The 11,827-nt window shown below is 73.1% G+C and carries 8 protein-coding genes; 5 read left to right on the top strand and 3 right to left on the bottom strand.

The window, feature by feature from the left end:
- Positions 1 to 68: 68 nt before the first annotated feature.
- The 3 genes from glgX to treZ are packed head-to-tail and all read left to right on the top strand — an operon-like array spanning position 69 to position 6,498.
- Positions 69 to 2,240 carry a glycogen debranching protein GlgX gene (glgX, locus tag ABT295_RS19715; RefSeq protein WP_352396109.1) on the top strand — a complete coding sequence of 724 codons (2,172 nt, stop codon included), beginning with the start codon at positions 69 to 71 and terminating at the stop codon, positions 2,238 to 2,240.
- Positions 2,237 to 4,681 (top strand): malto-oligosyltrehalose synthase, encoded by a 2,445-nt coding sequence (gene treY / locus ABT295_RS19720; RefSeq protein ID WP_352396110.1) that lies wholly within the window; start codon positions 2,237 to 2,239, stop codon positions 4,679 to 4,681. Before glgX ends, treY begins: the two co-directional genes overlap by 4 nt.
- Entirely contained in the window at positions 4,681 to 6,498 is a 1,818-nt protein-coding gene (gene treZ, locus ABT295_RS19725; RefSeq protein WP_352396111.1) for a malto-oligosyltrehalose trehalohydrolase, read from the top strand. The genes treY and treZ overlap by 1 nt, the downstream gene beginning before the upstream one ends.
- A 41-nt stretch (positions 6,499 to 6,539) precedes the next feature.
- Here the strand turns inward: treZ and ABT295_RS19730 are convergent, their stop codons facing one another.
- Positions 6,540 to 7,508, bottom strand: a complete 969-nt coding sequence (locus tag ABT295_RS19730) for an acyl-CoA thioesterase (RefSeq protein WP_352396112.1) — start codon at positions 7,506 to 7,508, stop codon at positions 6,540 to 6,542.
- Positions 7,509 to 7,560: 52 nt separating this feature from the next.
- Positions 7,561 to 9,702 carry a RecQ family ATP-dependent DNA helicase gene (locus tag ABT295_RS19735; RefSeq protein ID WP_352396113.1) on the bottom strand — a complete coding sequence of 714 codons (2,142 nt, stop codon included), beginning with the start codon at positions 9,700 to 9,702 and terminating at the stop codon, positions 7,561 to 7,563.
- A gap of 123 nt (positions 9,703 to 9,825) precedes the next feature.
- On the opposite strand from ABT295_RS19735, the gene ABT295_RS19740 reads away from it, so the two are divergent.
- Entirely contained in the window at positions 9,826 to 10,302 is a 477-nt protein-coding gene (locus ABT295_RS19740) for an acyl-CoA thioesterase (protein WP_352396114.1), read from the top strand.
- Positions 10,299 to 10,937, top strand: coding sequence for a DUF8185 domain-containing protein (locus ABT295_RS19745; RefSeq protein ID WP_352396115.1), 639 nt, complete (start codon positions 10,299 to 10,301; stop codon positions 10,935 to 10,937). The genes ABT295_RS19740 and ABT295_RS19745 overlap by 4 nt, the downstream gene beginning before the upstream one ends.
- Before the next feature lie 12 nt (positions 10,938 to 10,949).
- On the opposite strand, the gene ABT295_RS19750 is transcribed toward ABT295_RS19745, so the two are convergent.
- Positions 10,950 to 11,756 (bottom strand): glycerophosphodiester phosphodiesterase family protein, encoded by an 807-nt coding sequence (locus ABT295_RS19750; RefSeq protein WP_352396116.1) that lies wholly within the window; start codon positions 11,754 to 11,756, stop codon positions 10,950 to 10,952.
- Positions 11,757 to 11,827: the final 71 nt, after the last annotated feature.

The raw sequence follows: 11,827 nt of genomic DNA on the forward strand, positions 1-11,827 counted from the left end.
GTCCGCTCGACGCCCCACCTGTGGCGCCGTGGCCCCCGCGCCACGACCGATGACGGAAAAGAAGGTCCATGGAGATCTGGCCCGGCAAGCCCTACCCCCTCGGGGCGACCTACGACGGTTCTGGAGTCAACTTCGCCGTCTTCTCGGAGGTGGCCGAGCGCATCGAGCTCTGCCTGCTCGACGACGACCTCGGCGAGACCCGCCTCGACCTGCCGGAGGTCGACGGGTTCGTGTGGCACGGCTACGTCCCCTACGTGCAGCCGGGGCAGCGCTACGGCTTCCGCGTGCACGGCCCGTACGACCCCGAGAACGGTCACCGCTGCAACCCGAGCAAGTTCCTGCTCGACCCCTACGCCAAGGCCATCGAGGGCCAGGCCGAGAACGACCAGTCGCTCTACTCGTACACGTTCGGTGACGAGGACGCGGCGACGACGACGGAGATCAACACCGACGACAGCGTGCGCCACACGATGCACTCGGTCGTCGTCAACCCGTTCTTCGACTGGGGCGACGACCGCCCGCCGCGGCACGAGTACCACGAGACGGTGATCTACGAGGCCCACGTCAAGGGCCTGACGATGCTGCACCCGGAGATCCCCGAGGAGATCCGCGGCACCTACGCCGGCATCGCGCACCCGGCGATGATCAAGCACCTCAGCGACCTCGGCATCACGGCCATCGAGCTCATGCCGGTCCACCAGTTCGTGCAGGACGCGCCGCTCGTCGACCGCGGCCTGTCGAACTACTGGGGCTACAACACCATCGGGTTCCTCGCACCCCACAACGAGTACGCGGCCGGCGGGCAGCGCGGGCAGCAGGTGCTCGAGTTCAAGGCGATGGTCAAGGAGCTGCACGCGGCGAACATCGAGGTCATCCTCGACGTCGTCTACAACCACACGGCCGAGGGCAACCACATGGGCCCGACGCTCGCCTACCGCGGCCTCGACAACAACAGCTACTACCGGCTCGTCAGCGACGACCTCACGCACTACTACGACACGACCGGCACCGGCAACAGCCTGCTGATGCGCAGCCCCCACGTGCTGCAGCTGATCATGGACTCGCTGCGCTACTGGGTGACGGAGATGCACGTCGACGGCTTCCGCTTCGACCTTGCCGCGACGCTCGCGCGCCAGTTCCACGAGGTCGACAAGCTGTCGGCCTTCTTCGACCTCATCCAGCAGGACCCGGTCGTCAGCCAGGTCAAGCTCATCGCCGAGCCGTGGGACGTCGGCGAGGGCGGCTACCAGGTCGGCAACTTCCCGCCCCTGTGGACGGAGTGGAACGGCAAGTTCCGCGACACCGTGCGCGACTTCTGGCGCGGTGAGGGTGGCGCGCTCGGCGAGTTCGCCTCGCGCTTCACGGGATCGAGCGACCTCTACGAGCACTCGGGCCGCAAGCCGATCGCGTCGATCAACTTCGTCACGGCTCACGACGGCTTCACGCTGCGCGACCTCGTCTCCTACAACGAGAAGCACAACGAGGCCAACGGCGAGGGCAACAACGACGGCGAGAGCCACAACCGCTCGTGGAACTGCGGCGTCGAGGGCCCGACGGACGACGAGGGCGTCCGCGAGCTGCGGCTGCGCCAGCAGCGCAACTTCCTCACGACGCTGCTCTTCTCGCAGGGCGTGCCGATGCTCCTGCACGGCGACGAGCTCGGGCGCACGCAGGGCGGCAACAACAACGGCTACTGCCAGGACAACGACATCTCCTGGATCCAGTGGGTGCTCGACGAGGACGACCAGCAGCTGCTCGCCTTCACCCAGTCGCTCGTCAGGCTCCGGCGCGAGCACCCGGTGTTCCGCCGGCGTCGCTTCTTCGCCGGCAGCGCCGACCACGGCGGCGAGAGCGAGCTCGGCGACATCGCCTGGTTCACGCCCGAGGCGAGCCACATGGACGAGCAGACCTGGAGCGACGGCCGCGCGAAGTCGCTCATGGTCTTCCTCAACGGCTCGGCCATCCCGGAGCCCGACCCCCGCGGCCAGCAGATCCTCGGTGACTCGTTCCTCGTCATGTTCAACGCGCACGACGAGGTCCTGACCTTCACGCTGCCCGACGACGAGTGGGGCGCCCAGTGGGTCCCCGTCATCGACACCGCGCTGGCCGTCGTCGAGAGCACCACGCTCGAGCCGACCTGGCAGATCCAGGTGCAGCCGCGGAGCACCGTCGTGCTGCGCTGCCCGCGCGAGATCGTCACGACCACCGTTCCCGGCATCACGGAGGAGGCCTCCGCGTGAGGTACGCCACGGCGCCCGTCTCGACCCACCGGCTCCAGCTGGAGCCGGACTTCACCCTCGCGGACGCCGTGGCCCGGGTCGGCCATCTCGCGACGCTCGGGGTCACCCACCTCTACCTCTCGCCGGTGCTCCAGGCGTCGTCGGGCTCCAAGCACGGCTACGACGTCGTCGACCACACCCGGGTCGCCGAGGGCCTCGGCGGTGACGAGGCCTTCGCGCAGCTCGTCGAGGCGGCCCACGCGGCCGGCCTCGGCGTCGTGGTCGACGTGGTGCCCAACCACATGACGACCCCGACGCCCCTCTCGCTCAACCGCCCCCTGTGGTCGGTGCTGCGCGAGGGCCGGGCGTCGGCATACGCCACGTGGTTCGACGTGGACTGGGACGCCCAGGACGGGAGGATCCTCATGCCCGTCCTCGGGTCGTCGCTCGACGACGTGCTCGCCGACGGCGAGCTCGAGCTCGGCGAGCACGAGGGGGAGGCCGTGGTGCGCTACTACGACCACGTCTTCCCGGTCGCCCCGGGCACCGACGTGACCGCCCCCCTGGCCGACGTGCTCGCGCGCCAGCACTACCGCCTCGCCTCGTGGACGGTCGGGGACTCCGAGCTCAACTACCGGCGCTTCTTCGACGTCACGTCGCTCATCGCGGTGCGCGTCGAGGTGCCCGAGGTGTTCGACGCCACGCACGCCCTGCTCGTCGACGGCATCCGCTCGGGCGCCATCGACGGGCTGCGGATCGACCACCCGGACGGCCTCGCCGACCCCGAGGGCTACCTCGCACGGCTCGGGGACGAGACGGGCGACGCCTGGGTCGTCGTCGAGAAGATCCTCGAGGGCGACGAGACCCTGCCGCCGACGTGGCGCACCGCGGGCACGACCGGCTACGACGCGATGCTGCGGGTCGGCGGCCTCTTCGTCGACCCCTCGGGCGCCGAGCCCCTCACCGACCTCTCCACCGAGCTGCTCGGGGAGCGGCAGGACCTCGAGGCCATCGTCGCCGAGTCGAAGCGCTGGGTCGTGCAGGTCATGCTCGCCACCGAGGTGAGCCGCCTGCTGCGCCTCGTCGCGCGCGCCCGGCCCGACCTCGACGAGGCCGCCGCCCGCACCGTCGTCGAGGCGATGCTCGTCGGCATGGAGCGCTACCGCGTCTACCTCCGGCCGGGCACGCCCGCGCACGCCGACGACGCGGCCGAGCTGCAGGCCGCCGCGTCGCGCGGCGCGCACGTCGTGGGTGAGCTCGACCCGGCCGCCGTCACCGGGGTGCTCGACCTGGCCCTGGGTCAGGGCAGCGCCGAGGACCGCGCTGCGGCAGACGAGTTCGTCGTCCGGTTCCAGCAGACGTGCGGGCCGGCCATGGCCAAGGCCATCGAGGACACGGCGTACTACCGCCACGTGCGACTCGTCGGTCTCAACGAGGTCGGTGGCGACCCGACGCTCGTCGGGGTGCCGGCGGCCGACTTCCACCGGTTCGCCGAGACCCTGCTCGCCGAGTGGCCGCAGGCGATGACGACGCTCTCGACGCACGACACCAAGCGGGCGGAGGACGTGCGCGCACGCCTCTTCGTGCTCGCCGAGCGTCCGGATGCGTGGGCCACCTGGGTGCGCCGGGCGCGTGTGCTCGCGGACGACGTCCGCGCGGACGAGCTCGACGCACTGACCGAGTACTTCCTCTGGCAGACCGTGGTCGGCGCGTGGCCGATCAGCGAGGAGCGACTGCAGGCCTACGCCCTCAAGGCGATTCGCGAGTCGAAGCTGCACACCCGTTGGACCGAGCCCGACGAGGCCTACGAGGCCGCCGTCGAGCGGTTCGTCACGGGGATCGTCACGACGCCGGCCGTGGCCGAGCACGTCGAGTCGTGGGTGGCGTCGACGGCGCCCGAGACGCGGGCCAACGTGCTGGGTCAGAAGCTCGTGCAGCTGACGATGCCCGGCGTGCCCGACGTCTACCAGGGCACCGACCTCGTCGACCTCTCGCTCGTCGACCCCGACAACCGGAGGCTCGTCGACTACGGCGAGCGTCGCGACCGCCTCGCGCGGCTCGACGGGGGAGCCGAGCCCGTCGACCTGCACGACGAGAAGCTGCTCGTCACGGCGGCCGCGCTGCGCACCCGCCGTGAGTGGCCGGAGTGCTTCACCGGCACCGACGCGACCTACGTCGCGCTCGACACCGGCACCGAGCACGCGCTCGCCTTCGGGCGTGGCACGTCGGAGGGCGTCCAGGTCGTCGTCGTCGCCACGCGTCTCGCGGGCCGGCTGGCCGACGGCGGCGGTTTCGGCGACGCGAGCGTCGCCCTGCCCTCGGGGCGCTGGTCCGACGTCGTGTCGGCACGCACGTTCGAGGGAGGCGCCGTGCGGCTCGCCGAGCTCGTCGGCGCCTCGGACGACGGCCGGGCGGGCCTGCCCGTCGCGCTGCTCGTCCGCGTCACGGAGGAGGAGGCCTGATGGCCGGGAGCATCCGGGTGTGGGCGCCGGGCGCCTCGAGCGTCGAGGTCGTCGCCACGCGCCTGCGGGGACCGGGGCTCGAGCCGACCACGGCGGCCGCCCGCGCGCCGATGGTGGCGCAGGACGGCGGCTGGTGGTCCTGGGAACGCCCCACCGACGACGAGCTGGACTACGCCTTCAGCCTCGACGGCGGCGACCCACGGCCCGACCCCCGGTCGGCCTGGCTGCCGCACGGCGTGCACGGCGCGAGCCGCACGTTCGACCCGTCGGCGCACGCCTGGTCCGACGCGTCCTGGCGGGGAGCCCGCGACGGTCGCGGCATCCTCGGGGGCGTGGTCTACGAGCTGCACGTCGGCACGTTCACCCCCGAGGGCACCTTCGACGCCGCGGTCGCCCACCTCGAGCACCTCGTCGACCTCGGCGTCGACGTCGTCGAGGTCATGCCGGTCGCCGCGTTCGGCGGCACGCACGGCTGGGGCTACGACGGCGTCGCGCCGTATGCCGTGCAGCACGCCTACGGGGGCCCGGCGGCCTTCCAGCGCTTCGTCGACGCGTGCCACGTGCGGGGCCTCGGGGTCTGCCTCGACGTCGTCTACAACCACCTCGGGCCGACCGGCAACTACCTGGCCGAGTTCGGGCCGTACTTCACCGACACCCACATGACCCCGTGGGGCCCGGCGGTCAACCTCGACGCCGACGGCAGCCACGAGGTGCGCAGGTGGATCGTCGACAACGCGCTGCGCTGGTTCCGTGACTTCCACGTCGACGCGCTGCGCCTCGATGCCGTGCACGAGCTGCGCGACGAGTCGGAGCCACACATCCTGGCGCAGCTCTCCGACGAGACCGCTTCTCTCGCAACGGAGCTCGGCCGACCGCTGGACCTCGTGGCGGAGAGCGACCTCAACGACGCGGTCATGGTGACGCCGACGGACGAGGGCGGCCGCGGCATGACGGCGCAGTGGGACGACGACATCCACCACGCCCTGCACGTCGCGCTGACGGGTGAGACGCAGGGCTACTACGCCGACTTCGCGGGCGGCACCGAGGCCTGGCCGGAGGGCGGGCCCGTCTCGGTGCTCGCGAAGACCCTCACCGACGCGTTCCTGCACGACGGGCGCATGTCGACCTTCCGCGGCGAGCGGTGGGGTGCGCGCGTCGACCCCGAGGCCCACTCGGGCCACCGCTTCCTCGCCTACCTGCAGACGCACGACCAGGTCGGCAACCGTGCGACGGGCGATCGCATCAGCGCGCAGGTCTCGCCGGGGCAGCAGGCGGTGGGCGCCGCGCTCTACCTGCTCTCCCCGTTCACGGCGATGCTCTTCATGGGCGAGGAGTGGCGGGCCTCGACCCCGTTCGCCTTCTTCACCTCCTTCGAGGAGGAGTGGCTCGCCGACGCCGTCCGGTCCGGACGGCGGGCCGAGTTCGCCGCGCACGGCTGGGACGAGGCCGACGTGCCGGACCCGCAGGATCCCGCCACGCGTGCCGACAGCGTGCTGGACTGGCACGAGCCGGTCGCGCCGGGCCACATCGAGATGCTGCACTTCTACCGCGAGCTGATCAAGGTCAGGCGCAGCCAGCCGGACGTCGCGTCGGGCGACCTGCGGGCCACCTCGGTGCGCTTCGACGAGGACGCCCGCTGGATCGTGGTGAGCCGCGGACGCGTGCACGTCGTCGCGAACCTGGCCGGCCGCTCGCAGCAGGTGCCGTTCTCGGGCGAGGTCGAGCACGTGCTCGCCTCGTGGGGACGCTCGCCGATCGTCGACGCCCAGGGCGTACGCCTCGACGGCCACGACGTGGCCGTGCTGCGCACCGTGTGAGCGCCGGCGAGCACCACTGAGGGCCGAGGGCACGGTCCGGGTCAGGACTCCTTGACCCGGACCATGCCCTCCTGCGCGGTCGTCGCCACGAGCACGCCGTCGGCGCCGAAGATCTGGCCGATCGAGAGCCCACGGCCGCTGACCGCGGAGGGCGACTGCTGGTCGTAGAGCAGCCACTCGTCCGCGCGGGCGTCGCGGTGGAACCACATCGAGTGGTCGAGGCTGGCGACGCGGAGGCGCGGGTCGCTCCACACGAGGCCGTGCCGGCGCAGGACCGGCTCGAGGAGCGTGTAGTCGCTCGAGTAGGCGAGCACCGCGGCGTGCAGCAGCGGGTCGTCGGGCAGCCGGTCGACGGCCCGCATCCACACGTGGTTCGTGGCGACCTGCTCCGGCCCGGCGTCGACGAACATGTTGCTCTCGACGGGCCGCAGCTCGATGGGCCGCGACTCCGCGATGTGCCGGGCGCCCGGGTGGTCGACCCCGCGGAACGACTCGGCGAGCGACACGAGCCCCTCGGGGCCGACGACGTCGGGCATCGGCTCCTGGTGGTCGAGCCCGCCGGCCCGCTCCTGGAACGAGCAGACCATCGACATGATGGGCGCGCCCTTCTGGACGGCGTGCACGCGCCGGGTCGAGAACGAGTTGCCGTCGCGCATCTCCTCGACGGCGAAGCGGATCGGCAGCGTGTCGTCGCCGGGGCGCATGAAGTAGCCGTGCAGGGAGTGGATCGGACGGGCGCCGTCGCCGTCGTCGAGGTCGCGGACCGTGATCCCGGCGGCCATGACGCACTGGGCGAGCACCTGGCCGCCGAAGACGCGCCCGTGCGGCATCTTCTGGCTGCGGCCCTCGAAGACGCGCGCCGACGTCGCGCCGATCGACTCGGTGGCGTCGCGTCCCTGCACGTCGGTGACGGCGATGTGTGCCGTCCCGACGTCCTTGAGGTCGAGGACGTCGAGGAGGTCCTCGAGCGGGGTCAGCGGGCGCGGGTCGGGCGTGGCGTCGGCACTCACAGCTCGACCCTAGTGGTCGCTGCCGGTCCCGCGCTGCGCCCTCCGGCCGGCGTCAGGCCTCGAGCGCGAGGGTGAGGGGGAGCACGGCGGGCGCCTCGGCCTCGCGCAGCAGTCCGGCGCACACGGTGAGGGTCCAGCGCGAGTCGCTGACGTCGTCGACGAGCAGCACCGGGCCCGGGACGCCGGCCAGCGCGGCGGCGAGGTCGGCGCCCACCGCGAGCCGGCCCCAGACGTTCGCGAGCCGGAAGGCGCTGTTGCCGCCGGGCTCGCCGACCGGGCCGCCCTCGACGAGGTCGAGCGCCCCGAGGTAGGGCAGCCGGCCGAGCTCGCCGAGCCCCGCGGCGAGCGTGGTCACGAGCTCGGGCCGTCGGCGCGACGGCACGGAGACGATGGCGGCGGGCCGCTCCTGCCAGCCCCAGCCGGCGAGCACGTCGACGCAGGCCCGCACCACCTCGGCGGGCACGGCGCGGTCGCCGGAGCGGAGCAGCTCGCGCAGCCGCTGGCCCCAGCCGAGGTCGCTGAGGCGCGCGACGGCGCGGCCCTCGCCCATCGACACCGACGGGGCGATGCGGCCCTTGAGCGGCACCCCCAGCCGGTCCATGCCGCTCGGCCACTGCGCGCGCGGCTCGAGCACGACGCCGGGCCGCTCGAGCCGGGAGCGGGCGGTGTCGACCGCGGCCGCGGGGATGGCCGTCTCGAACCACGGCTCGGTGCAGCGGTCGCAGCGTCCGCACGGCTCGGCACCGGCGTCGTCGAGGCAGGTCTGCAGGAACGCCATGCGGCAGCCGTCGGTGCGTTCGTAGTCGACCATGAGCTGCTGCTCGCGGTCACGGGCCTCGCTGACGCGCCCGTAGCGCTCGGCGTCGTAGGTCCACGGCTCGCCCGTCGCCATCCAGCCGCCGGGCACCCGGTGGACCGCGCCGTCGACGTCGAGCACCTTGAGCAGCAGCTCGAGGCGCGTGCGCCGGACGTCGACGATCGACTCGAGGGCGACCGTCGAGAGGGCCTTGGGCGACTCGGCGAGGGCCCGCAGGACGGCGTCGGCCTGGTCCTGGCGGGGCATCGAGGCGGAGGCGAAGTAGCGCCAGATGTCCTTGTCCTCCGGGCCGGGCATGAGCAGGACGTCGGCGCGGTCGGTGGCTCGGCCGGCGCGACCGACCTGCTGGTAGTAGGCCACCGGCGAGGACGGCGCCCCGAGGTGCAGCACGAAGCCGAGGTCGGGCTTGTCGAAGCCCATGCCGAGCGCCGAGGTCGCGACGAGCGCCTTGACCCGGTTGTCGCGCAGGGCCTCCTCGAGCCGGATGCGTTCGGCGGGCTCGGTGCGCCCGGTGTAGGCCGCCACCTCGTGACCGGCCTCGCGCAGGGCGACCGCCACGTCCTCGGCGGCGGCGACGGTCAGGGCGTAGACGATGCCGGAGCCGGAGAGCTCGCCCAGGTGGGCGATGAGCCAGGCGAGGCGCTGCTCGGGCGAGGCGAGCGGCAGCACGCCGAGGCGCAGCGACGCCCGCGCGAGCGGGCCGCGGAGCGTGAGCACGTCGCGCCCGCCCGCGCCGAGCTGCTCGACGACGTCGGTGACGACGCGGGCGTTGGCGGTGGCGGTCGTCGCGAGCACCGGGGTGCGCTCGGGCAGGGTCGTCAGCAGGTCGCGGATGCGGCGGTAGTCGGGTCGGAAGTCGTGACCCCAGTCGCTGATGCAGTGCGCCTCGTCGACGACGAGGAGCCCGCACGACTCGGCGAGCGCCGGCAGCTGCTCGTCGCGGAAGCGCGGGTTGTTGAGCCGCTCGGGGCTCACGAGGAGGACGTCGACCTCGCCGCGGGCCAGCGCGCCGGAGACGGCACCCCACTCGTCGGCGTTCGTCGAGTTGAGCGTGACGGCCCGGATGCCGGCTCGCTGGGCGGCCCCGATCTGGTCGCGCATCAGCGCGAGGAGGGGGCTGACGATGACCGTGGGCCCGGCGCCCTCGGCGCGGCGCAGCGCGGTCGCCACGAAGTAGACGGCGGACTTGCCCCACCCCGTGCGCTGCACGACGAGCACCCGGCGGCGGCCGGCGACGAGCTCGTTGACGGCCTCGAGCTGCCCGTCGCGGAAGTCGACGTCGTCGCGGCCGACGAGCCGTCGCAGGGCCGCCGTGGCGCGGTCGCGGAGGTCGGAGTCGACGTCGGCGACGGCAGGGGCGGCGGTGGAGGGCGACATGGGACCAACCTACGTCGCGCCACCGACCGCGCCGCACGGCACACCTGGCCTGTGGACGACCGCTGCCGTCCGCTGAGGGGGTGTGGACGACCCGACGGCCCGACAGGCTGGAAGGATGGGCCCATGACGCAGACCACGCCGTATGCCGCGCACGTCTCGTTGCGCTGGTCGGACATGGACGCCTACGCGCACATCAACAACGTGCAGTTCCTCCGGCTGCTCGAGGACGCCCGTGTCATCGCGTTCCGCGACTGGTTCGACGCCGCCGGTGCGGGCGACAAGTCGCTGCTCGACGAGGGCGTGCTCGTGTCGCGTCACGAGATCGAGTACCGGCGCCCCCTCGGCTTCCGCCACGAGCCGGTCGAGATCCAGCTCTGGGTCTCGCGCATCGGCGGCGCCGGCTTCGACGTCGCCTACATCGTCACCGACCCGGCGGCGGCCGACGCCCCGGGGGAGCCGCCCGTCTACGCCGTCGCCGAGACCGAGCTGGCGCTCTACGACTTCGCCGGCGCCTCGCCCCGGCGGATGCGCCCCGAGGAGCGCGCATCGCTCGAGCGCCGCCTCGGTGACCGCGCCCCGTTCCGCAGGCGCAAGCGGTGAGCAGCACGCCGACCATCGACCTGGGCGACCCGCGCGGGCTGTCCGACCTCGCCACCTTCGTCGGGCGCGCCCGACGGGCGAACCCGGACGGAGCGGTGCGCCTGCAGACGATGGGCACCGTGCTGCTCACCACGGTCGCCGTGATCGAGGGGAGCGGACTGATGGGCGAGGGGACGGTGCTGGGGCTCCGGGCGGTCCCGATCCGCCCGTCGGACGACGTCGACGTCACCGTGTCGTTCGCCTCCGTCTCCGATCGCCTTGCGCACCAGACGGACTCGGCAGTCTTCTCCGTGCCGCCGGTGACGGTCAGGGCACCGTGGAGTGGGCTCACACCCCCGCGCGACGGGTGGGAGCCCGTCGGCCAGCTCGCCGGTGAGGTCGTGGACTCGATCGCCAGACAAGGCATCTCCGACATCGCCACGGGCTCGCCCGACGGCGCCGGTGGTCATGCGGTCGACGCGCTCCGACGCCGTGTGTGGGGGTCCATGAGCGACACCGTGCCGCCCATCGCGGCCGGGCTCGCCTTCGGGGCGCACGTGCTGGGCTTCGTCGTGCCGGGTGAGCCCGCGGCCCTTGCCGCGCAAGGACGCTGGACCCGTCTCAGCACGACGCGCGGGCACGTGCTCGTGCGCTGACCACGCTGCGGGTCAGAGGCGCCCGGTCCACGACCCGCGGTCGACGAGCACCTGCTTGAGCACGTCGATGCGGTCGCTCACGAGCCCGTCGACCCCGAGGTCGAGGAGGCGGTGCATCTCGTCGGGCTCGTCGATCGTCCACACGTGCACCTGCTTGCCGGCCTGGTGCGCGGCCCGCACGAGACCGGGCGTCACGACCGGCACGGTGCGCCCCCGCACCGTGACCGACGGGGGCACCTGGAACACGTCGGCCGGCGTGCGCAGGGCCCGGGGCAGCCAGCCCGGCCCGAAGCGCGCCGCAGCCGTGCCGACCTGGCCCGCGGCGGTGGCGACGGTGCCGCGGGAGAGGCGGCGGAACCGGCTGAGGTGTCGCTGCGAGAAGGAGCCGACGCAGACCTGCTCGTGCAGCGCGCGCTCCTGCACGAGCTGCCAGAGCGGCTCGGCGGTGCCGGGCGCCTTGAGGTCGATGTTGAGGTTGACGGTGGGCCAGGCGTCGAGCACCTCCGTCAGGAGCGGGACGCGTTCGGTCACGCCACGGGACGGGTCGCCCAGCGTCGCGGTCGACACCTCGGCCCACGTCAGGTCGCGCAGGCGCCCCCGCCGGTCGCTGACGCGGTCGAGGCGCACGTCGTGGAAGGCCACGAGGCGCCCGTCGCGGGTGACGTGCACGTCGGTCTCGAGGTGGGTGTAGCCGAGCGCGACGGCGTTGCCGAACGCCGTCAGGGTGTTCTCGAGCCCGACGTTCGGTGCGTAGCGGGCGCCGCCCCGGTGCGCGAGCGCCACCGGGGTGCGGTCGAGGTAGGGCCGTGGTCGCGCCATGCGGCCGAGGCTAGCGCGACCGCGGTCGGTCAGCCGGGTCGGTCAGTCGGGTCGGTCAGTCGGGTCGGTCA

Origin of the sequence: Terrabacter sp. NPDC000476, assembly GCF_040300125.1 — a bacterium.
In the GTDB taxonomy this organism is placed as follows: domain Bacteria; phylum Actinomycetota; class Actinomycetes; order Actinomycetales; family Dermatophilaceae; genus Terrabacter.